Genomic DNA, 21,114 nt, shown 5'->3' with positions numbered 1-21,114 from the left:
GGAGCACAGGCTCGACGGGGCCAGCGAATGTCTCATCTGATGATACAAGCGGAGAAACCTTGCGGAGCACCCGAGCGGGAGCGTCGAGGCCGGTGCTCCGTCATGCTGCGTTTCCGTCGTTCGGAGAATGGCGCGACGGCGATCGAATTCGGTTTCGTCGCACTGCCCTTTTTCATGCTGACTTGGGCGATCATCGAGACGGGACTGATGTTCTGGACCAATCAGGTTCTCGAGGAATCGCTGGCGCAGGCGTCGCGCACGCTGCTGACCGGCGAGTCGCGCAGCCGCTACACCTCCGCCACCCCTTCGATCAACGCAGCCGCATTCCGTGACGATGTCTGCGCACGGGCGCCGATGAAGTTGCTCGACTGCACGAAGCTGGCTGTCGACGTTCGCACCTATAGCGACTTTTCAGCGGCTAGCAGTGGAACGTCCAGCAGTAACCCTATCGCTGGCGGCAATCTTGATACGAGCAGCTTTTCATACCGGCAGCCCGATACCGGCCAGATCGTCGTTGTTCGTGCCGTGCTCGACTACAAGCTGTTTCTTACGAGCTGGGCGTCGACGGGGCTCGCCAACATCGGCGGCGCAGACTCCGGTCGGCGCGGTCTCGTCGCAAGCACGACCTTCCGGGCGGAGCCGTTCGTCCCATGATGCGATTCGGATCGACGATGAATCTCAAGAGCCTCGCCAGCCTGTGGCGCCGGTTCCGCGACGAGAGGGACGGCGTGGCGGCCATCGAGGCCGCGATCGCGCTCCCCGTGATGGTGGTCGCCTATGTCGGGGTAGTCAATATTTCGCAGATGGTCGCGATCAATCGCAAGGTCACGCAGCTGACGTCTGCTCTGAGCGATCTCACGGCCCGTCTCCAGACGGTTCCGACGGCGGAAATCAGCAATATCTTCAAGGCTGCCGAGACGATTCTGCTTCCCTACGACTCGCGCAAGGCCAAGATGGTCATCGCCAGCATCGTCATCGACGCCAACCGTGTCGCCAAGGTTTGCTGGTCCAACAGCTATCCGGCGGGGACGACGGCGCCCAACCGCGGCGATACCGAGAGCGTTCCGGATAGCGTGCGCATCGCGAACACCTCGGTGATCATGGCGCGAGCCAGCTATGAATTCACGCCCGTGATCGGCAATGGCATGTTCAGTAAGGTCACGCTCGGCGACCATCCGATCTATACGCGCCCGCGCAATGGCAAGGCCGATGGGAATGCCAGTATCGAGCAGATCGTGCGCAGCGACGTGACAGGTTGCCCCCAGTTCTGACGGAAGCCGCAGAGCAGACGCGGTGGGCTGCCCTTCCCGGGCGCAGCCGATCCGTTTTCAGCCGCGCAGCACCATCCGCCCCGTCTGCACCTCGTAGCCCAGCAGCTTGCTGAGGAAGGAGTTGCCGAGCAGGCTCATCGACAGGGCGCGTTCGGGCAGCACGACGGCATCGACATTGCGCACGACAATGTCGCCCAGGCGGATTTCCCGCAGCACCGTGCGATAGCCGGTGACCGTGCCGTTGGCCGTGCTCAGCATCATCTTGCGCGCATTGGCATCCGACTTGATGCCCAGCGCCCGGGCGTCGGCCGCGGTCAGCGCGACGATGCTGGCGCCGGTATCGACCATCATCTTGATCCGGTAGTTCTCGACGCTCGGGTGGACGATGTAATGCCCGCGATAGTCCGCGGCCACAGCAAGCGTCACGGGCGAGCGGGGCCCCGGAACGGCTGGCTCGGCGGAGGCGATCGCCGCCGATGGTGTCTGGTCCCCGACTCGAGGGGCGAGCCATTGCGTATAGCCGAGAGAGCCGACAATGGCGAAGCCGGCTACGCCCAGGGCCCATATCGACGGACGCGACGTCACAGCCTTTCCCCAGCCTGATCCAGGCCATCACCTTGGGCGAGGCATGCTGAAGAAGGGTGAAGAGCTTACGCGCGATTATCTGCAATGACGCGCCGCCGGGCGCTGATGATCCGCAGGCTTAATCCATGCTTAACCGCGCGCTGCTTCGGCAACCAGCGCGGCGGCCAGGGGTGGAGCGTCAGCGGCGATTATCCGGCGATATCGCCCGCGAGACGCCGGATGCCAGCGACGAAGGCCTCTTCGGGCGTGACCATCGTTACGGCAAGCCCCGCCGCAGCCAGTGCGCCGCCATAGCTTTCGGCCAGAGCGCCATCGGCGACGAGGTTGATCTGATTCTGCTGCCCGAACATGGCCTGGGCTCCCGCGATCTCCTGTCCGACCAGAAGTGCGGAAAGATACGGACCGACCTCGCCGCCGCGCATCCGGCCGGCGAGAACCTCGGTGCGCGCGGCGAAGGCCGTGTTGAGCAGGCCGCCGGGGCGCCGTGCGCCTGCCCGCCCGCGTGCTGCGCCACTGGCTGCGTCGGCTTCGGCAGGTTCCTCCGCCAGGCGGCCCAGGATCGAACCGTTGCGCAGCAGCCCGTAGACCTCGCCCGTCATGAAACTGGCAAAGCGCGCGATCCGTCCGCCTTTGGTCTCTGCCCATTTCGAATGGGTGCCCGGCAGGCAGGCGATGCCGTCCGCGAGGCCGAGCCCGACGATCAGCGTCTCCTCGCCGCGCATGACGTCGAAGGCGCCGTCGTCGCAGCTCAGGCCGGGAATGATGGTTGCCGTGGTGTCCTTGTCGAGTTCGACCCGGATCGCAGCGGCAGCAATCGCTGCCGGCGAGGCGGGGCAGGCGACATAGGGCGCTTCGATCCAGCCATTGCGGCTGCCGACCATGCCGGCGAGCACGATGGCGGCATCGGGCGCGGCGCGCCGGAAATCGCCGGCAAGAGCTTCGAAGGCAGCAGGATAGCCGCCGGCCGGCACGGACTGGATGCCCTGATCGGCGGTTCGCCGCTGCAGAACCTCGCCCGACTCCGCAATCAGGAAGGCGCGCGCGCGGGTTGTGCCCCAGTCGAGCGCGATCAGAGGTTTGGGCATGGCAGGCTCCGGCAATGGCGCGTGACTGTCTCCGCCATGCCCCGTTCGGTCAAGGCGTGCCGACTTGTGCCCGCCCTGCAATCACGGCAACGCTGCGGCCCCGGGATAACGGACGAATCGGACAAGCGCGATGCTGGAGCTGCAAGCCGGCGGCCTGGAGGCCGTGGTCATTCCCGAGATCGGCGGCATCGTCTCGCGCCTGATCTGGACCGAGCCGGATCGGCGCCGGCACGCTGTCTTGCGTCCACCGGGGGGCGAGGCTTCGACCGCCTCCCCGAATTTCTTCGGCACTTGGGCAATGCTGCCCTTCGCCAACCGGGCTTTCGGCAGCGTGGTCGATGACGGCGAGAGCCGCTTTCAGGTTCCGGCCAATGATCCGGCCGGCACCATCCATGGTTTCGGCTGGCAGTCTGCCTGGGAGGTTCTGCGGTATGACCGGGGTCATACCCTCCTCGAGCATCGGCGCATGGAAGGACCGGATCCCTATCGCTACCGCGCCCGCCAGGATATTTCCCTCGACGAAGCCGGTATGACCATCCGCCTCTCGATCGAGAACGAGGCGGAAACGGCACTACCTTTCGGGATCGGCCACCATCCCTGGTTCCCTTGCGCTGCCGATACGCGCCTCGCAATGCGAGCCACAGGCGCGCTGATCTTCGGCGAAGCCTTTCGCGCCACGGGGCAGGAAGCCTTCGCGCAGGGTGGCCCCTATGCCGACCCGCGCCGGTTCCGCTCCGATGCCGTGACGGCCTGGAGCTTCCTCGGCTGGGATGGCCGTGCCCGGATCGAGACGCCTTCGACCGGGCTCGCCGTGACGCTGACGGCGAGCGAGAGCCTGAACTGTCCCGTCGTCTGGGCGCCGGCCGGAGCGGATTTCCTCTGCGTGGAGCCGCAGAGCCATGCCATCGGCGCGCCGAGCGAGCCGGCGGCGCGGGCGGCTGCGCCATTGAAGCGTCTGGCGCCAGGCGAGGCGCTGGAAGGCTGGCTCAGGATCGTGCCGGAAGCGCTCTAGCTTTCGGCGCCGGCCTCAGCGCCAGCCGTAGCCGCTCGGATAGTAAGGCTGGTAGCCATAGACGCTGGCCGGCAGGGCCGGTCGCAGCAGGATCTGGCCGCGTGCCGCTTCCCAGCCATTGCCCTGGCGCTGCTGCGCGATCGTGCTGTCCTGGCTGCGATGCTTGGCCTTGGCGATCTTCTGCTTGGATGGCGGGGCCTTTGCGAACTTCGCCTTCGATGTCGTCGATGCCTTGGCGAAGCGCGAGAGGTTGTCGGTCGCGGCGCCGTTCAGAGCGATCCGGGTCTGGCCGGCGCCATGCTTCCTCACCAGCGCAAACAGCTTGGCCGCATTGGCGGGATGCAGCCGGATGCAGCCATGCGAGGCCGGGCGGCCGAGCGCCCCGACCGCCGTCGTGCCGTGGATCGCATAGCCGCCGCGGAAGAATACGGCATGGGGCATCGCGCCGCCATATTTGCGCGAATACCAGCTCCTCTCGAGACGGGTCGGCCGATACACGCCATTGGGCGAGCGGAAACCTGTGCGGCCGGACGAGATCTTCCAGTCGTGGACCTCGCCGTCGCTGGTGGTGACCTTCATGCGCTGGGCGGCGATGTCGACCCTGACGTCGACACCGGCCTGCGCCTGGGCGGCGCCGAGCACAAACAGGAACAGGACGGCCAAGATGCCGAGAACGCGACGCATCGCCCGAACTCCGAAGACGCTACTGCTGAGCGGGCGTTCGTGAGGCTCTGGCGGCCGTCGCCCTTGACTCTAGGAAAGCGCGGGCGCCGAAGCCTGTAAAGCGGGAAGGCGGAACGTGGTTTCCAGCACCGATCAAATCATTGGCAACGCCTGCGGTTTGCGGCCGCGCGGGAAGGCGGTGTCGATGCGGGCGACGTCGGCCTCCGAAAGAGTGAGGCCCAGCGCCCCGGCATTGTCCTCGACATGGGCGACCCTGCTCGCCTTCGGGATCGCGAAGACACTGGGGCGCCGGGTCAGGAAGGCGAGCGCCACCTGTCGCGGCGTCGCGCCCTGCGCCGCCGCGATCTCCGCGAGCAGCTTGCCCTGCGCGCTACCGGGCGCAGGGAAATCGTCATGGCCGAAGGGGCTGTAGGCTGTGACGGCAACGCCATGCCGCTCGCACCACGGGATCACGGCGTGCTCGATCGCACGCTCGCGCAGATGGTAGAGCACCTGGTTGCAGGCGATCCTGCCCGAGCCTGCAGCAGCTAGCGCCTCGTCGAGATCATCCTCGTCGAAATTGCTGACGCCCCAGGACAGGATCTTGCCTTCCTGCTTCAGCGCCTCGAAAGCGGCGAAGGTCTCGGCCAACGGATGCGGGCCGCGCCAGTGCAGCAGGTAGCAGTCGAGCCTGTCCGTCTTCAGCTGCCGCAGCGAGCGCTCGCAGGCGGCGCGCACGCCCTGCCGCGAGGCGTTGTGCGGCAGCACCTTCGAAACCAGGAAGACCGCGTCGCGGCGGCCGGCGATAGCTTCGCCGATCAGCGCTTCCGAGCGGCCGTCGCCATACATCTCGGCGGTATCGATATGGGTCAGCCCGAGATCGAGGCCGCGGCGGAAGGCGGCGATCGCCTCGCGCCGGTTGCCCTGCTCGCTGTACCAGCTGCCTTGGCCGATGACGGAAACAGCCGGCCCCGCGGCTTCGAAGCTGCGCTTCATGACGCTATCCTCTGGTGCTGGAGCAGAATTTCGGGCCTCAGTAAATCTCGACCTTGAACTGCGCGTGGCGGATTTCGCCGTCGCTGTAACGCACGCGCACGCCAAACTGGTCCGAACCGCGATAGCCCGGGCGCGAGGTGTATTCGAAGGCGAGCGACGGCCCGAGCTTGCCGTCGCAGTGCTGATATTCACCGGGACCGTATTCGGCCTTGGCGCTGCGCGTCGCCATCCGGACCTTCCCGTGCCGCGGCGGTTCGGTCAGCACGCCAGTCGGACGTTTCACCGGCCGGCAGCGCGTGTCCATCGTCATATAGGTCTGCTGCAGGAAGGTCGGCTTGCCCGTGGCGACGCGCTCGACGCTGGCTTCGTCCGGTGAGGCTGTTTCGCCGGTGCTGACGCAGCCGCCGAGTAGGCCGCACAGCAGCGTAGCGACAAGAACGGTCAGTCCGGGAACGGGCATGGCGCTTGCTGCCTTCCGATGATGGTTGTCGGTGTGGGTTTCAGGTCGGAGGGGTGCCGTTGGCCGAGAGCACCTCGCCGGCGAGATAGAGCGAGCCGCAGATCAGAATGCGCGGCGGCACCGGCCAGTCGCGCGCCGCGATCGTCCTGAGCGCCTGCTCCACCGAGCCGGAAACCTCAGCCGCGAGGCCAGCGCCACGGGCCGCTTCAGCGACTTCCCCGGCCGGGCGCGCGGCGAGCGAGTTTTGGATCGGCACGGCGTAGAGTGCCTGCGCCAGCCCCTTGAAATGGCCGAGCGTGGCGGCTGCGTCCTTGGTCGAGAGCAGGCCGGCGATCATCACCAGCGGCGCCGGGTTGCGGTCGGCGAGATCGGCCATCGCCTGGGCCAGCACACGACCGCCATCGGGGTTGTGGCCGCCGTCGAGCCAGAGCTCGGCGCGATCCGGCACGATCTCGGCGAGGCGCCCGCGCGCCAGCCGCTGCAGCCGCGCCGGCCAGTCGGCGTTGCGCAGGCCTTCCTCGAAGACATGCGCCGGCAAGGCGCCGTAACCGGCCGCGCGCAGCGCTGCGATCGCGGTGCCGGCATTGATGTGCTGGTGACGCCCGGTCAGGCGCGGCAAGGGCAGGTCCAGCAGCCCGTCGCCATCCTCGTAGACCAGCCGCCCGCCGGCTTCATGGACATTGAAGTCCTGCGCGCCGATCAGGATCTTGGAGGCGCCGGCGCGTTCGGCGGCCGCTTCCAGAACCGCGGTCGGCTCCGGCTCCTGCGGCGCGATCACGGCCGGCGCGCCGCGCTTGAAGATGCCGGCCTTCTCGCCGGCGATCTTGGTGACGGTGTCGCCGAGATATTCGGAATGATCGAGCGAGACCGGCGTCACTACCGTGCAGGCCGGGTGCGCGATGACGTTGGTTGCATCGAAGCGCCCGCCGAGCCCGACCTCCAGCAGCAGCACATCGGCGGGGTTCTCGGCGAAGAGCAGGAGCCCGGCGGCGGTCGTCATCTCGAAGAAGGTGATGGGGTCGCCGGCATTGACCGCCTCGCAACGCTCCAGCGCCTCGACGAGCTTGTCCTCGTCGACGAAGCGCCCACCCCCTGGCGCACCCAAGCGGATGCGCTCATGGAAGCGGACCAGATGCGGCGAGATGTAGACGTGGACGGAGAGCCCGGCCGCCTCGAGGATCGCCCGCATGAAGGCGATGGTCGAGCCCTTGCCGTTGGTGCCGGCGACATGGATCACCGGCGGCAGGCGCTTATGCGGATCGCCCAGCCGCTCCAGCAGGGTGAGGATGCGCCCGAGCGAGAGGTCGATCAGCTTGGGGTGCAGCGCCATGAAGCGCGCCAGCAGCGTGTCGGAAGACCCCATGATGCGCGCGCCCCCGGCCTAGAGCATTTTCGAGCGAAGTGGACACCGGTTCGCGTGAAGAAAATGCGGAAAATAAGAAGCTAAGCAGATCCGCGCTTCGGAGAAACGCGAATTTGCTCTGGGACCGTCAGACTGCCTCGGTGACCGGGCGCGCCGGAGCGGCAGCTTCGCTCTTCACTGCCGGCTGCTTGGTCAGCAGGCGGCCGAGGCGGGCCAGCGTCTCCGGGATGTCGCGGCGATGCACGACCATGTCGACCATGCCGTGATCCTTGAGATATTCCGAGCGCTGGAAGCCTTCCGGCAGCTTCTCGCGGATGGTTTGCTCGATCACGCGCGGGCCGGCGAAGCCGATCAGCGCCCCGGGCTCGGCGATGTGGATGTCGCCCAGCATGGCGTAGGAGGCGGTGACGCCGCCGGTGGTCGGGTTGGTCAGTACCACGAAATAGGGCAGGCCGGCCGCACGCAGCCGGCGCACCGCGACGGTCGTCCGCGGCAGCTGCATCAGCGAAAGGATGCCTTCCTGCATGCGCGCGCCGCCGGAGGCCGCGAAGACGACATAGGGCGTCTTCTTCTCGAGCGCGGTTTCGGCCCCTTTCACGAAGGCCTCGCCCGCCGCCATGCCGAGCGAGCCGCCCATGAAGTGGAAATCCTGCACCGCGACCGTCATCGGCAGACCCTTGACCCGGCCATAGCCGATCTTGAAGGCGTCCTGCGCGCCGGTCTTGGCGCGGGCGTCCTTCAGCCGGTCGACATAGCGCTTCTCGTCGCGGAACTTCAGCGGATCGACGGAAACCTCCGGCAGCGCGACGTCGAGCCACTTGCCGTCGTCGAAGGTCAGCCGCAGCCGCTCCGGTGCGGTGACGCGCATATGGTGCTCGGAACCGGGAATGACGTAGCCATTGGCCTCGACATCTTTATGGAACACCATCTGCCCGGAATCCGGGCACTTGATCCAGAGGTTCTCCGGGGTTTCGCGCTTGAACAGCGTCTTGATGCGCGGCCGGACGACTTCGGAAATCCAGTTCATCGGATGAATCCCTGATGGGCTTTCAGCGCCGAGGCGCCGTCACGCCGAAAATGGGGTCGCGCCTGCCGGCGGGCAAGCGACGCGACCGTGAATGAAACCGGCCTCAGGCCGCCTTGGCCGCCGAGCGGACGCCCTGGGCGAGTTCGCTGACCAGCGAGGTGACAGCCGAAACCGTCTTTTCCGTGGCCTTGCCCTCGCTGTCGAGCGACAGCCGCACGCGCTCCACAAGCGCCGAGCCGACGACGACGCCGTCCGCGCCCTTGGCAATGGTGGCGGCATCGGCCGCGGTCTTCACGCCGAAGCCGACCGCGACGGGCAGGTCGGTATGGCGCTTGATGCGGGTGACCGCATCGCCGACCGCGCCATAATCGGCAATGGCGCCGCCGGTCACGCCGGTCATCGAGACGTAGTAGACGAAGCCCGAGGTGTTCTGCAGCACCTTCGGCAGGCGCTTGTCGTCGGTCGTCGGGGTAGCGAGGCGGATGAAGGAGACGCCCGCCTTCAGCGCCGGCAGGCAGAGTTCTTCGTCCTCTTCCGGCGGCAGATCGACGACGATGAGGCCATCGACGCCGACGCGGCGCGCCTCGGCCAGGAAGGCTTCGACGCCATAGACATAGATCGGATTGTAGTAGCCCATCAGCACGATCGGCGTGTCGTGACCCGCCTTGCGGAAGCTCTCGACCATGGCGAGTGTCTTGCGCAGCGTCTGGCCGGCCTTGAGCGCGCGCTGCCCGGCGAGCTGGACCGGCACCCCGTCCGCCATCGGGTCGGTGAAGGGCACGCCGAGCTCGATCACGTCGGCACCGGCTTCGGGCAGGGCCGCGAGGATGGCGCTCGCCGTCGCGAAATCGGGGTCGCCGGCGGTGACGAAGGTCACGAGCGCCGCCCGCCCCTCGCGGGCGCAGGCCTGGAAGCGGTTCTGGATGCGAGTCTGGCCGGTCTCTGTCATGCGCCTGCGGTTAAAGCATCGGACCGAAAAGTGGAAGCCACTTTTCGGCAAATCCGATGCGAGGGCAAAGAGATAGATCGCCATTTTGCGTCCGGCAGGGCGCTTGGCGATCGATCATGACGCGCGCGGGCTGGCGAGTGGCTTGCGCACAGGGCGAGCCTGCGCCACATCGGCCGGGCATGCGCGCCTTCGACACCGCCCTCCCGATCGATGCCGTTCTCGGCGATCTCGCTGCCGCCCTGCGGGCGCGGCCGAACGCCGTCCTCGTCGCCCCTCCGGGCGCCGGCAAGACCACGCGCGTGCCGCTCGCTCTGCTCGACGAGCCATGGACCAAGGGCGGCAAGCTCATCCTGCTCGAGCCGCGGCGCCTGGCGGCGCGCGGTGCGGCGAACCGGATGGCGCAGACACTGGGAGAACGGGTCGGCGAGACGGTCGGCCTGCGCGTGCGCCTCGGCTCCAAGATCGGGCCGAAGACGCGCATCGAGGTCGTCACCGAGGGCGTCTTCGCCCGGATGATTCTCGACGACCCGGCGCTGGAGGGCGTCGCGGCCGTGCTCTTCGACGAGTTTCACGAACGCTCGCTCGATGCCGATTTCGGCCTGGCGCTTGCGCTCGACGCGCAGGGCGGCCTGCGTGAGGATCTGCGTCTCCTCGTCATGTCCGCGACGCTCGACGGCGCGCGTGTCGCGAAGCTGCTCGGCGATGCGCCGGTCATCGAGAGCGAGGGGCGCGCCTTCCCGATCGAGACGCGCTATCGCGGGCGCGATCCGTTGAAGCGCATCGAGGATCAGGTCACAGAGACGATTCAGCTGGCGCTCAACGAGCAGCCGGGTTCGCAGCTCGTCTTCTTGCCGGGGCAGGGCGAGATCCGCCGCGTCGAGGAGCGCCTGCGCGAGAAATTGCGCGATCCTGCGGTGGAACTCGCGCCGCTCTACGGCGCGCTCGATCAGCGTGATCAGGATCGCGCCGTGCTGCCGGCACCGCTTGGCAAGCGCAAGGTCGTGCTGGCGACGGCCATCGCGGAGACCTCGCTGACCATCGAGGGCGTGCGCGTGGTCATCGATTCCGGCCTCGCCCGCGTGCCGGTCTACGAGCCGGATATCGGTGTGACCCGGCTGGAGACCCGCCGCGTCAGCCGCGCCGCAGCCGATCAGCGCCGTGGCCGCGCCGGGCGCACCGAGCCGGGTGTCTGCTATCGCCTTTGGGAGGAGGCGGCGACCGGCGCGCTCGAAGCCTTCGCCCGGCCCGAGATCCTCTCCGCCGATCTGAGCCCGCTATTGCTCGATTGTGCCGCCTGGGGCGTCGGCGACCCGACGACGCTGGCTTTCCTTGATCCGCCACCTGCGCCCGCCCTCAAGGAAGCCCGCGCCCTGCTGGGCAATATCGGCGCGCTCGCTGCCGATGGCCGCATCACGCCAGATGGCCGCGCCCTGCAGTCACTGCCCTTGCCGCCACGGCTCGCCCGCATGGTCGTGGCGGCCGCACGTTTCGGGCAGGCGGACGCCGCCGCCGAGCTCGCCGCCGTGCTGGTCGAGCGCGGTCTCGGTGGCGATGCCGTCGATCTGGCTGAAAGGCTGGAGCGGCTCAGTCGCGAGCGCGGCGGTCGGGCCGGCGACATGCGCCGCCTTGCTGAAGGCTGGGCACGAACCGCCGAGCGAAGCGCTCGCAAGGATCGGGCTGAAGCCGGCGAACCGCTTTCGGCCGGGCTTCTGCTCGCCTTCGCCTATCCGGACCGGGTCGCCAAGGCCCGCTCGCCGGGCTCCGGGCAATATCTCCTCGCCAATGGTCGTGGTGGCGCGCTGGAACCGTCGCAGCGTCTGGCGCGCGAGCCCTATATCGTCGTCGCGGAAATGACCGGTGCGGCCCAGCAGGCCCGCATCATGGCCGCCGCCGCGATCACCGAAGCCGAGGTCGCTGCGCTCGTCTCCCATGGGCTTGCGCCCTTTGCCATCATGGAGCGGGAGGAGGCGAATTTTGACCGAACGGCCCGCGCCCTGCGGGTTCGCGCGGTGCGCCGCTATGGCGGGCTCTCTTTGTCCGAGCGGCCGCTCTCCGTTGCGGATACGCCCGAGAATGCCGAGGCGCTGGCCAAGGGCATCGCGTCGCTCGACATCGGCCTCCTGCCCTGGACCAAGGGGCAGAACCAGCTACGCGAGCGCGCAGCCTTCCTGCGCAAGGCGGAACCGGAGGAAAACTGGCCCGACCTGTCGGACGAGGGGCTCGCGCGGGAGCCCGAACTCTGGCTGGCGCCGCATCTCGTCGGCCGCGCCTCGCTCGCTTCGATCCAGCCTTCCGATCTCGATGCCGCGCTGGCAAGCCTGCTGCCTTGGGAGTTGAAGCGCCGGCTCGATGCCGAGGCGCCGACCCATTTCACCGCGCCGACAGGTTCGTCGCTCGCAGTCGACTATGCAGCAGAAGCCGGGCCGACCATTTCGGTGCGCGTGCAGGAACTCTACGGGCTCGCGACGCATCCTGCCTTGGCCGGCGGGCGGGTGCCGCTGGTGCTGGAGCTGCTCTCCCCGGCCCATCGGCCGATCCAGGTGACGCGTGATCTGCCCGGCTTCTGGCGCGGCTCCTGGGCCACAGTGAAATCGGAGATGAAGGGACGCTATCCGCGCCATCTCTGGCCGGACGACCCCGCCGCTGCCCTGCCGACGACGCGGGCCAAGCCACGCGGGACGTGAGCTTTCCGCAGAAGGCGCGGTCATCCCGGACAAGCCGCGTCGGCGGCGCCGATCCGGGATCCATGCCGGAGCGCTTCCCGCAGAAGATTCAGGCATGGATTCCGGGTCTACGCTTCGCTGCGCCCGGAATGACGGTGGGGAGGACGCGTACTCAATTCCCCATGCGATCGCGCCATTGCCGTTCGCCGGCGAGGCAGGAGGCCGTGTCGCCCGCCTGTGCCTTGTGAATGGTCGCATCGGCCGGCGCCTCGGCGATCTCGCGCAGCAGCTTGGTCTTGGTCGCCTCGACGAACTGGCTCTTCTCCCGGATCGGGATGACGAAGGCGCCGATGCCGGTGACGACGCAGTCCTTGTAGTAGACGTCGAGATTGTCGATGTCGAAATAGCCGGCCTGCTTCAGCATCACCGGCAGGCCGTTGATGGCGATGCCCTTGGCGTCGGCCTCGTCGCGTGCTGTGGTGACCGGCCGCCCGTCATTGTTGGCGCCGTCGCCGGAGATGTCGATGACGCGTCGTATCGCAGCGACATTGGCCTGTTCGAGCATTTGCACGCCGAGATCGATCGCCCCCGAGATCGAGGTGCGTCGCCCGCGCCGCGTCGGCGCCTCACCCAGCTCCTCGGCAAAGGCGATGGCCGCGGCAGGCCCATCGATCACCTTCCACGGCCGCACGACGTATTGGAAGGTGCTGCCGGCCCATTCGAAATAGGTCACGGCGATCTTGCCGATCGCGCCCTTGGCGATGGCGTCGTGGAGCTGTTTCGAGCGGAAAGCCTCGATATAGCCGTTGCGCTGCAGGGCGAGCTCGTCGAGATCCATCGAATAGGAGACGTCGACCGCGAGCACGAGCGCGACGTCGACTTCCTCGGGCGGAGCGCCTGCCGTCTGGGCCCGGGGCAGGGCGGGCTGCCAGAGCGACGCCGCTGCCAGACATGAGAGACCGTACAGCCAGTGCCGCATCGCCACCTCCGTCATCCTGTCGGGGAGAGGAGTGTGCGCCCGGTCATGGCGATCGCCAAGACGGAAAAGCCGGCGAACCGCGCCTGTTTCGATAGCAAATGCGCGAGGAAGGGGCCGTCAGGCGGCGCGGCGGCCCTCGACGATGCCGATCGCGGCCGCGACGGCTTCCTCGACGGTAAGCGCTGAGGTGTCGAGCGTGACGGCATCGTCCGCCGCCTTGAGCGGGGCGTCGCTTCGCCCCGAATCGCGGGCGTCGCGCCGGCGGATATCGGCCAGGATGCCGTCGAAGGTCACGGCCTCGCCACGCTCGACCAGCTCCTTGTGCCGGCGGGCGGCGCGCACCTCGGGCGTCGCAGTGACGAAGAGCTTGGCAGGCGCCTCCGGGCAGATCACCGTGCCGATGTCGCGCCCGTCGAGCACGGCGCCGCCGGTCTGCGCCGCGAAACGCCGCTGCCTTGCGAGCAAGCCGGCTCGCACGGCCGGCATGGCCGCGACAACGGACGCTGCCTCGCCGATCTCGCGGCCGCGCAGCCGGTCTTCCGGAAAGGCGGTCTCGTCGAAGCTGTTGACGATCTGCTCGGCTGCCGCGGCATCGCGGATGTCGTGGTCGGTGTCGAGCATGGCGCGCGCCACCATCCGGTAGAGCAGGCCGGTGTCGAGATAGGGCAAGCCGTAATGTGCCGCGAGCCGGCGCGCCAGCGTGCCCTTGCCGGAGGCCGCCGGGCCGTCGACGGCGATGACGAGGCCGCCCTTGCCGGGGCTCATCCGATCCGGCCTCCGAGGCCGTTCATCAGGGACACGAAGCTCGGGAAGCTCGTCGCGATCATCAGCCCGTCATCGACCACGACCGGCTGCTGCGTCGCCAGACCCATGACCAGGAAGCTCATTGCGATGCGGTGGTCGAGATGGGTCGCGATCGGCCCGCCGCCGCGCACCGGCCCGCCGCCGGAGCCCTCGACGATCAGGTCGTCGCCCTCGATGGCGCAGGTGACGCCGGCCGCCTTCAGCCCGGCCTCCACCGCCGCGAGGCGATCCGATTCCTTGACGCGCAACTCCTGCAATCCACGCATCCGTGTCGTGCCGTGGGCGAAGGACGCCGCCACCGCCAGCACCGGGTACTCGTCGATCATCGACGGTGCGCGCTCAGGCGGCACGGTCACGCCCTTCAGGCTCGAGGCCCGCACGCGCAGGTCGGCGACCGTTTCGCCACCCTCGTTCGCTTCGCGCTCGATGGTGATGTCGGCGCCCATCTCGAGCAGCGTCGTCAGCAGGCCCGAGCGCAGCGGATTGGTCATCACGCTTTCGATCAGGATGTCGGAGCCCGGCACGATCAAGCCCGCGACCAGTGGGAAGGCGGCGGAGGAGGGGTCCGCCGGCACCACGATCGGTGCGGCCTGCAGCTCCGGCTGGCCCTTCAGCACGATGCGCCGGCCATGTTCGCCTTCCGGCGTCACGATGATTTCGGCTCCGAAATGAGCCAGCATTTTCTCGGTGTGGTCGCGCGTCGCCTCCGCCTCGATCACGGTCGTCTCGCCCGGCGCGGCGAGGGCGGCGAGCAGCACGGCAGACTTGATCTGGGCCGAGGCGACCGGCGGGCGGTAGACGATCGGGATCGCCTCCTTCGGCCCGCGCAGGGTCAGCGGCACGCGCCCGCCTTCCTGCTGCGAGACGACGACCGTGCCCATCTGCTCCAGCGGGTCGAGGATGCGCCGCATCGGCCGCTTGCGCAGCGAGGCGTCGCCATCGAAGGTCGTGGTGATCGGGTGCGAGCCGCAGACGCCCATCATCAGCCGCGAGCCGGTGCCGGCATTGCCGAAATCGAGCACGTCGGCCGGTTCGTGCAGGCCACCGACGCCGACGCCCTGCACGCGCCACGCTCCCGGGCCATCGTGATGGACGATCGCGCCGAGCGCCCGCGCCGCGGCGGCGGTGCGCATCACGTCCTCGCCCTCGAGCAGGCCGGTGACCTTGGTCTCGCCGATCGCCAGCAGGCCGAAGATCATCGCCCGGTGCGAGATCGACTTGTCGCCGGGCACCCGGACGCGGCCCTTGAGCGGACCTTCGGCGCGGGCGGTGACGGGAACGGGTTCGTGGTCGTGGGACACGGGATCGGGGTCTCTGAGCTCGGGCAAACAGGGAATGCGCGCCCGCCCTAGCATGCCCGCACGAGGCGCGCCAATGCGCGGTTGCGTCGCCGTCAGGGCGATCGCTTGAAGGAAGTGCGCCTTCCCTTCCCCCCGCTTGCGGTGGGGAAGGGCTAGGGATGGGGGGCAGCAAAGCAGGGCTCGGCCATTCTTCCAAGTCAGCGCCAAGCGGCACCGCCCCACCCAACCCTCCCCACAGGAAGTCGGATGTTTCCGACTTCCTGCAATATCTGCCCATGTCGGCAACAGCCGACATGGGGAAGCGGGGGGAGGGCTTGCGCGCTTCGACAAGGGCGAGAAAACTTTTCAAGCGATTGCCCCGGCATCGCCGCCTGGCGGGCAGGTGAAACGGTCACCCTCTTGCGCGCAGTTGCCGCATGGCTCAAATCAATATTTGACAGGGCCGTCCGCCCCGACTAACGGACGCGCCTGTTTTTCAGAACATGATGGTTGAAGGGTCCGACGCAGTGGCGAAACCGGAACTCGGAACGAAGCGCGTTTGCCCGGTCACGGGGCGCAAGTTCTATGATTTGAACAAGGATCCCATCGTCTCGCCCTATACGGGGCAGGCTTATCCGCGGACGATGTTCGATCCACAGGCCAAGGCGCCGAGCAAGCCGGCGGCCGAGGAGGAGGACGAGACCGAGGCTACCGATAGCGCGGTCGAACTCGTTTCGCTCGACGAAGCCGATGCGGAAGCGTCGGAGAAGGACGCCGTCGTCACCACCGAGGACGACATCGAGGTCGAGGACGACATCGGCGGCGAGGATGACGACACCTTCCTCGAGGAGGATGAGGAAGGCGACGACGACGTCTCCGACCTGATCGACGGGGATATCGAGGGCGACGAGGACAACTGATCCACAGCCTCGAAAAAAGATGACGACAAGGCGACATTAAGCGCTTGTGTCTTCAGCCCGGGCCGCCTATAGAGCGCTGCGTCGCCGGACGGCGGCCCGGACGGAACCGCCGAGGCGGTTCGAAAGACCTGGTTTTGACGGCCGATTCCCAACTCGGTCGTCGTGTGTGGGGCCATAGCTCAGTTGGGAGAGCGCTTGAATGGCATTCAAGAGGTCGGCGGTTCGATTCCGCCTGGCTCCACCAAATCTCATCCGTAAATAGCTGATCCTATTGGCGTTTCGGATGGGCGCTTGAGCGCTGCGCCAACTTCTACCCCAACATATTGCGCGGTTCGGTTCGGCCTGTAACAGGCCGAAACAACAAATTGCCGCAGCTAACGCGCGAGCCCAGCCACGTCGGAACGTTGATGGACCAGGATCGTTCTCCTGCAAGGAGGATCGACCGATGAAGGTGACGGCAAGCCATCCGCAAGGTGAGAGGCCAAGCGAACCGAAGTCGAAATTTGAGATCGAATCGCGGGAAGATTACGCGCTTGCTCTCGGCCGCCTGAAGGCTTTGGGTGCTGGCGAGCGCTCTGAAGACGAAGAGGCTGAAATGAGCGCGCTCAAGAAAGCAGTAAAGATCTGGGACGGCCGGCATGACCCGAAGTTCACGGGATGACGCGCTTGCTGATTCGCAATGGAGAGCAACTTGCCGCGGCGCAGGAGCGCGCTGATGAGTTGCTGGGCTGAGCGGTAGGCAGCGACGAGTTCGATTGGTCGAGCCAGCCCTATCGCAAGCGGATCGGCGACCGAAAGCCCTCACTTCAGCTTCGTCTTCGCTGCTGGAAAATCGCGCCAGAAATGGCCGGTGCCTTTCCTGATGACCACGTCCTGCGGCAGGATCTCGAAGGGCGTATGGGCCGGCAGGGCGCGCAGTTCATCGAAACGGGTGGTGAAATCGGTGCCCCTGAGCAGATCGAACAGGTCCTCGAAGCGGTCGATGACGAAATAGGTCGCCTGGAAATCGTCGATGTAATAGCCGGTGCGCAGCACACGCTCGAGATTGAAGGCCAGGTGGTGGGCGGAGGGGTCGTCCACCACATATTTTGCCTCGCCGAAGGACGAGACGATGCCGGCGCCGTAGATGCGGATGCCCTCGGGCTTGCGGATCAGCCCGAATTCGATGGTGTACCAGTTGAGGCGGGCGAGGAACTTCACCCCCTTGGTCTCGACGGCGACGAGCCCGATGCGGCCATATTCGTTCATGTAGTCGGCATAGGCGGGATTGGTCAGCAGCGGCACGTGGCCGAAGACATCGTGGAAGATGTCGGGCTCCTCCAGATAGTCGAGCTGCTCGCGGCTGCGGATGAAGGTGCCGGCCGGAAACTGGCGGTTGGCCAGCATCTGGAAGAAGGGACGCGACGGGATGAGCCCGGGCACCGCCACCACCTCCCAGCCGGTCAGCCGCCGCAGCCGCTCGTTCATGCGCGCGAAATTCGGCACGCCTTCGGGGCCGATGCCGAGCGCTGCAAGGCCGTCGAGATATTCCTGGCAGACATGGCCTTTCAGGGTCCGCTGCTGACGCTCGAACAGCACGCCCCAGATGGCGTGGTCCTCGGGGGTGTAGCGCTCCCAGCCCTGGTGGATGATGCAGTCCTCGACCGTTTGCGCGGTCAAAAGAGCATGTCCGGACATGGCGTTTACTCCTGAGAGCCGGCCCCAACTTCGGCTGCGAGGCTATGCATCGCCATAACGCCCGACATGGCCTCGCAGATCCGGCAGCGCCGGGAGCGAAACTAGAATACCCCTTTGGCGGCCGGGCGCGAAGGACATGAAAGGTGCGGAGCTGCGATCCTCCCCGGCGCCCGCCCCGCAAGCGTCGGTCAGAGCACCGTCGGGAATTTGGCGATGTTCTCGGGCGCCGGTCGGCCGTTCGGGCTGCCCGCTCAGAATTGCTTCGAATTGAGCGCATCTGGGGCGCGTGTTAGCGTGCCAGCTGTTCAGCTCCAGTTTGGCGGGCACCATGAGTCAGGTTTTGACTGACAACTCCGAACTCGGCTGGTTCGTGAACTTCATCGCCTGGTGGTGTTCGCTCTTTGGTTCTCAGGATACTGGAATAATCAGGACCGCTGCTGCGGTCGTGATTGGCGGCATCCTGTTGATGTTCGGCTACTCCATTATCAAGTTGCTGATCATGGTCGTCACGCGAGCCTTTCGATAGTGCGCTTGACGGCCGCCATGGACATCTCCGGACATGAAATTGCCGCCCGCAGGCGGGTGGGAATTCAGGCGTGGCTGGCCGGCGGGGCTGTCCGTGGAAGCTGAACTCGGAACCTGGCCCCGTTCTGCGCGGTTTGAAGAACCGGGGTCAGATGCGGAGAGCACCCATGCAACGGCTCGTTGCAATCAGCGCCATCGTTGTGGCCTTTTCAAACCCGGCGCTCGCGGAGCCCGGTATTGTTATCCAGGCGAGCTTAGCCGCCCGTGTTTCTGATCAGGAGCCGACGACGAAGGCGGTGTGCGCGTTGCCAACCATGTTCTCAACGGGTGCAGCTGCGGAAACATCAGCCCCCGGCCGCACATTGACCCTTTCGCCACGCATGGCCCAGGCGATCCGCATCGGCGGGGACGATAACAGTAGGAAGCCTTGAGACAGCATGGACCATTCTGCGGTAGCGGGTTGCCGCCAGCCTCGGCGGGCTTGCCCTGCTGGTCGTCGGAAGCGTGGCTTACTCCTGGTGGCTCTGGCGGCAGAATGCTGCGCGCTGAAGTGGGCTTCGGCTTGGCCAGGCAGCCCTATCGAAGCACCACCACCTTCGTGCCGGGCCGGACGCGGTCGTAGAGATCCATGACGTCGCGATTCGTCATGCGGATGCAGCCCGAGGAGACCGCGGCTCCGATCGTGTCCGGCTCGTTCGATCCGTGGATGCGGTAGAGACTCGATCCAAGATAGATCGCGCGCGCGCCGAGAGGATTGTCCATCCCGCCCGCCATGTAGCGCGGTAGATCCGGCCGGCGCTTCAGCATCTGCGCCGGCGGCCGCCAATCCGGCCATTCGCGCTTCATCGAGACGGTCTTGGTGCCGGACCAGCTGAAGCCCTGTCGCCCGACGCCGACGCCGTAGCGCAGTGCCTGGCCTCTGCCGAGGACGTAGTAGAGCCGCCGCTGGCTTGTCGAGATCACGACGGTGCCGGGAGCCTGCGTGCCGTTCCACGGCACCACCTGACGCGGAATCGGCTGCTCGCTGAAGATATTGAGGAAATCCGCGAGACCGCGGCTCAGTGCATTGCTGTAGGCATGGGCGGGCGCTGAAACAGCGAGAAGCCCGGCGGCGAGAATAATGGCGCGTAGCATGGTGATCCCTGCGGCGCCCCCCATCCGGATTTAAGGGGAAGACGGAAAATGAGGTCAAGTCGGGACCGCGGCCGGCGGAAGGGCCGAAGCTTCTCCTGCCGCGGCTGCGAGAGTCCGTCTCGGCTGTTCAGTTTGACCATGCCGACGACCACGGGAGGAAGAGCGCGACGACGGGTTGTTCAACGAATGACACGATGACACCCGGCCCAAGGCGAAGGATAGTCGAGATATTCGCGGCTCGTGCAAAGCTGCGAGAGTTCACCTTGGGAGGCGGTGGCGGCTGCGGCGCAGCGGCATGAGAAGAGGATGGGCAGGGCCGCACGAAATTTCCACGCCATGGGCCTTGCAGATATTTTAAGCTTGAAACATTATGCGCCGGCGCGAACCATAGAAGTTTGAGGGAACCTGGCCGCGCCCCCTTTTCGCTCGTTCGTCCCGGGAGGGCATCGATGACGACACTCAAATTCGCACTCGCGCTGGGCTGCGGGGCGCTGGCATTTTCGATCGCGTCCGCGCAGGCGCAGGAGCCGATGAAGATCGGTGTGGTCAGCGTGCTGACCGGCCCCGGGGCGGCGCTCGGCCAGCAGGTCCGCGACGGCTTCCAGCTCGCGGTCGACAAGAACGGCGGCAAGCTCGGCGGCGTGCCGGTCAAGATCACCGTGATCGATGATGAGCTGAAGCCCGACGTCGCGGTCGACCGGGTGCGGACCTATGTCGAAAGCGAGAAGCCGGCTTTCGTCGTCGGCCCGGTCTTTTCGAACATCCTCGGCGCGATCGCCAAGCCCGTCCTCGATTCCGGCGCCTTCCTGATCAGCCCGAATGCCGGCCCCTCGACCATGGCCGGCAAAGCCTGCAACAAGAACTTCTTCGTCACCTCCTACCAGAACGACCAGGTGCACGAGGTTCTCGGCAAATACGCGCAGGATCAGAAGTACAAGACCGCCTACATCATCGCGCCGAACTATCAGGCCGGTAAGGATTCGCTCGCCGGCTTCAAGCGCTACTTCAAGGGCGAGATCGTCGACGAGGTCTATGCGCCGCTGAACGCGTTGGATTTCTCGGCCGACCTCGCCAAGATCGCCTCCTCCAAGCCGGATGTCGTCTTCGCCTTCCTGCCCGGTGGCCTCGGTGTCAACTTCGTCAAGCAGTGGTCGCAGGCCGGCCTGCAGGGCAAGATCCCGTTCCTCTCCGCCTTCACGGTCGATGAATCGACCCTGCCGGCGCAGCAGGATGCGGCGGTGGGACTCTATGGCGGCATGACCTGGGCGCCCAACATGGATAACCCGCAGACCAAGGCGTTCGTCCAGGCTTATGAAGCCGCCTACAAGATCGTGCCGGGCTCCTATGCGCAGCAGGCCTATGACGCCGCGATGCTGATCGACGCCGCCGTGAAGGCGGCTGGCGGCACCGGCGATAAGGACAAGCTGCGCGAGGCGATCAAGAAGGCCGACTTCACCTCGCTGCGCGGCAAGTTCAAGTTCAACACCAACGGCTACCCGATCCAGGACTTCTACCTCGTCAAGGTCGCCAAGCGGCCCGACGGCAAGTTCCAGACCGAGATCGCGGAAAAGGTGTTTGCCGACTACGCCGATCCGCACGCCAAGGATTGCGCGTTGAAGTGACGCGAAGCGTCATCCTCGGGCGAAGCAGCGCTTCGACCCGAGGATCTCGTCGTCGACGGATGCCCCGGTCACGCCCGGGCGAGACGTCCCGTGCCCGGC

General features: G+C 66.8%; 22 protein-coding genes and 1 tRNA gene. 10 read left to right on the top strand and 13 right to left on the bottom strand.

All coding sequences use genetic code 11. The features are described 5' to 3' along the window. The first annotated feature begins 102 nt into the window (after window positions 1-102). Both FQV39_RS18205 and FQV39_RS18200 read left to right on the top strand, forming a co-directional pair. Window positions 103-654, top strand: coding sequence for a TadE/TadG family type IV pilus assembly protein (locus FQV39_RS18205; protein ID WP_187639977.1), 552 nt, complete (start codon window positions 103-105; stop codon window positions 652-654). Next, window positions 651-1,271, top strand: coding sequence for a TadE/TadG family type IV pilus assembly protein (locus tag FQV39_RS18200; protein WP_149131573.1), 621 nt, complete (start codon window positions 651-653; stop codon window positions 1,269-1,271). The genes FQV39_RS18205 and FQV39_RS18200 overlap by 4 nt, the downstream gene beginning before the upstream one ends. A 57-nt stretch (window positions 1,272-1,328) precedes the next feature. On the opposite strand, the gene FQV39_RS18195 is transcribed toward FQV39_RS18200, so the two are convergent. Together FQV39_RS18195 and FQV39_RS18190 are read right to left on the bottom strand one after the other, a co-directional pair. Then, complete coding sequence (locus FQV39_RS18195; protein ID WP_149131572.1) at window positions 1,329-1,856, bottom strand: retropepsin-like aspartic protease family protein; 528 nt, start codon at window positions 1,854-1,856, stop codon at window positions 1,329-1,331. A 188-nt stretch (window positions 1,857-2,044) separates the two neighbouring features. Continuing rightward, window positions 2,045-2,941 carry a 2-dehydro-3-deoxygalactonokinase gene (locus tag FQV39_RS18190; protein ID WP_149131571.1) on the bottom strand — a complete coding sequence of 299 codons (897 nt, stop codon included), beginning with the start codon at window positions 2,939-2,941 and terminating at the stop codon, window positions 2,045-2,047. Window positions 2,942-3,071: 130 nt separating this feature from the next. On the opposite strand from FQV39_RS18190, the gene FQV39_RS18185 reads away from it, so the two are divergent. Beyond that, window positions 3,072-3,953 (top strand): aldose epimerase family protein, encoded by an 882-nt coding sequence (locus FQV39_RS18185; RefSeq protein WP_149131570.1) that lies wholly within the window; start codon window positions 3,072-3,074, stop codon window positions 3,951-3,953. 15 nt (window positions 3,954-3,968) lie between these two features. Here the strand turns inward: FQV39_RS18185 and FQV39_RS18180 are convergent, their stop codons facing one another. The 6 genes from FQV39_RS18180 to trpA form a co-directional block, all read right to left on the bottom strand. Beyond that, window positions 3,969-4,637 (bottom strand): L,D-transpeptidase, encoded by a 669-nt coding sequence (locus FQV39_RS18180; RefSeq protein WP_149131569.1) that lies wholly within the window; start codon window positions 4,635-4,637, stop codon window positions 3,969-3,971. Window positions 4,638-4,769: 132 nt separating this feature from the next. Further along, window positions 4,770-5,612 (bottom strand): aldo/keto reductase, encoded by an 843-nt coding sequence (locus FQV39_RS18175; RefSeq protein WP_149131568.1) that lies wholly within the window; start codon window positions 5,610-5,612, stop codon window positions 4,770-4,772. Between the two features lie 37 nt (window positions 5,613-5,649). Then, window positions 5,650-6,072 (bottom strand): hypothetical protein, encoded by a 423-nt coding sequence (locus FQV39_RS18170; protein ID WP_149131567.1) that lies wholly within the window; start codon window positions 6,070-6,072, stop codon window positions 5,650-5,652. Between the two features lie 40 nt (window positions 6,073-6,112). Then, window positions 6,113-7,435, bottom strand: coding sequence for a bifunctional folylpolyglutamate synthase/dihydrofolate synthase (locus FQV39_RS18165; protein WP_149131566.1), 1,323 nt, complete (start codon window positions 7,433-7,435; stop codon window positions 6,113-6,115). Between the two features lie 127 nt (window positions 7,436-7,562). Beyond that, window positions 7,563-8,462 (bottom strand): acetyl-CoA carboxylase, carboxyltransferase subunit beta, encoded by a 900-nt coding sequence (gene accD, locus FQV39_RS18160; protein ID WP_149131565.1) that lies wholly within the window; start codon window positions 8,460-8,462, stop codon window positions 7,563-7,565. Between the two features lie 103 nt (window positions 8,463-8,565). After that, on the bottom strand, window positions 8,566-9,411 hold the full coding sequence (gene trpA, locus FQV39_RS18155; protein WP_149131564.1) for a tryptophan synthase subunit alpha: 846 nt from the start codon (window positions 9,409-9,411) through the stop codon (window positions 8,566-8,568). Window positions 9,412-9,590: 179 nt separating this feature from the next. On the opposite strand from trpA, the gene hrpB reads away from it, so the two are divergent. Continuing rightward, window positions 9,591-12,095 (top strand): ATP-dependent helicase HrpB, encoded by a 2,505-nt coding sequence (gene hrpB, locus FQV39_RS18150; protein WP_149133914.1) that lies wholly within the window; start codon window positions 9,591-9,593, stop codon window positions 12,093-12,095. Window positions 12,096-12,246: 151 nt separating this feature from the next. On the opposite strand, the gene FQV39_RS18145 is transcribed toward hrpB, so the two are convergent. The 3 genes from FQV39_RS18145 to aroA all read right to left on the bottom strand — a co-directional run bounded on the left by FQV39_RS18145 (window position 12,247) and on the right by aroA (window position 15,158). Further along, window positions 12,247-13,053 (bottom strand): DUF1194 domain-containing protein, encoded by an 807-nt coding sequence (locus FQV39_RS18145; protein ID WP_149131563.1) that lies wholly within the window; start codon window positions 13,051-13,053, stop codon window positions 12,247-12,249. 117 nt (window positions 13,054-13,170) lie between these two features. Next, the gene (cmk, locus tag FQV39_RS18140; RefSeq protein ID WP_149131562.1) at window positions 13,171-13,818 is read right to left on the bottom strand and encodes a (d)CMP kinase; all 648 of its coding nucleotides are present in this window, start codon (window positions 13,816-13,818) and stop codon (window positions 13,171-13,173) included. Beyond that, the gene (gene aroA, locus FQV39_RS18135) at window positions 13,815-15,158 is read right to left on the bottom strand and encodes a 3-phosphoshikimate 1-carboxyvinyltransferase (protein ID WP_149131561.1); all 1,344 of its coding nucleotides are present in this window, start codon (window positions 15,156-15,158) and stop codon (window positions 13,815-13,817) included. The genes cmk and aroA overlap by 4 nt, the downstream gene beginning before the upstream one ends. 506 nt (window positions 15,159-15,664) lie before the next feature. Here aroA and FQV39_RS18130 point away from each other — a divergent pair. From FQV39_RS18130 to FQV39_RS18120, 3 genes are all read left to right on the top strand, one after another. After that, on the top strand, window positions 15,665-16,057 hold the full coding sequence (locus FQV39_RS18130; RefSeq protein ID WP_149131560.1) for a TIGR02300 family protein: 393 nt from the start codon (window positions 15,665-15,667) through the stop codon (window positions 16,055-16,057). 168 nt (window positions 16,058-16,225) lie between these two features. After that, window positions 16,226-16,301, top strand: a tRNA-Ala gene (locus tag FQV39_RS18125). Window positions 16,302-16,502: 201 nt separating this feature from the next. Then, entirely contained in the window at window positions 16,503-16,718 is a 216-nt protein-coding gene (locus FQV39_RS18120; RefSeq protein ID WP_149131559.1) for a hypothetical protein, read from the top strand. A gap of 140 nt (window positions 16,719-16,858) precedes the next feature. On the opposite strand, the gene phhA is transcribed toward FQV39_RS18120, so the two are convergent. Then, entirely contained in the window at window positions 16,859-17,734 is an 876-nt protein-coding gene (gene phhA / locus FQV39_RS18115; protein ID WP_149131558.1) for a phenylalanine 4-monooxygenase, read from the bottom strand. Window positions 17,735-18,062: 328 nt separating this feature from the next. On the opposite strand from phhA, the gene FQV39_RS18110 reads away from it, so the two are divergent. Next, window positions 18,063-18,260 (top strand): hypothetical protein, encoded by a 198-nt coding sequence (locus FQV39_RS18110; protein WP_149131557.1) that lies wholly within the window; start codon window positions 18,063-18,065, stop codon window positions 18,258-18,260. A gap of 166 nt (window positions 18,261-18,426) precedes the next feature. Further along, the gene (locus tag FQV39_RS18105; RefSeq protein WP_149131556.1) at window positions 18,427-18,690 is read left to right on the top strand and encodes a hypothetical protein; all 264 of its coding nucleotides are present in this window, start codon (window positions 18,427-18,429) and stop codon (window positions 18,688-18,690) included. Between the two features lie 145 nt (window positions 18,691-18,835). Here the strand turns inward: FQV39_RS18105 and FQV39_RS18100 are convergent, their stop codons facing one another. Then, a complete protein-coding gene (locus tag FQV39_RS18100) occupies window positions 18,836-19,393 on the bottom strand; it encodes a L,D-transpeptidase (protein WP_149131555.1) in 558 nt (185 codons plus the stop codon). A 449-nt stretch (window positions 19,394-19,842) separates the two neighbouring features. Here FQV39_RS18100 and FQV39_RS18095 point away from each other — a divergent pair, with 449 nt between their 5' ends. After that, entirely contained in the window at window positions 19,843-21,015 is a 1,173-nt protein-coding gene (locus FQV39_RS18095) for an ABC transporter substrate-binding protein (protein WP_149131554.1), read from the top strand. Window positions 21,016-21,114 lie beyond the last annotated feature (99 nt).

It is taken from the genome of Bosea sp. F3-2 (assembly GCF_008253865.1).
Taxonomy (GTDB): Bacteria; Pseudomonadota; Alphaproteobacteria; order Rhizobiales; family Beijerinckiaceae; genus Allobosea.
Note: the sequence above shows the minus strand (reverse complement) of the source record. Positions and strands in the feature narration are given on the sequence as shown.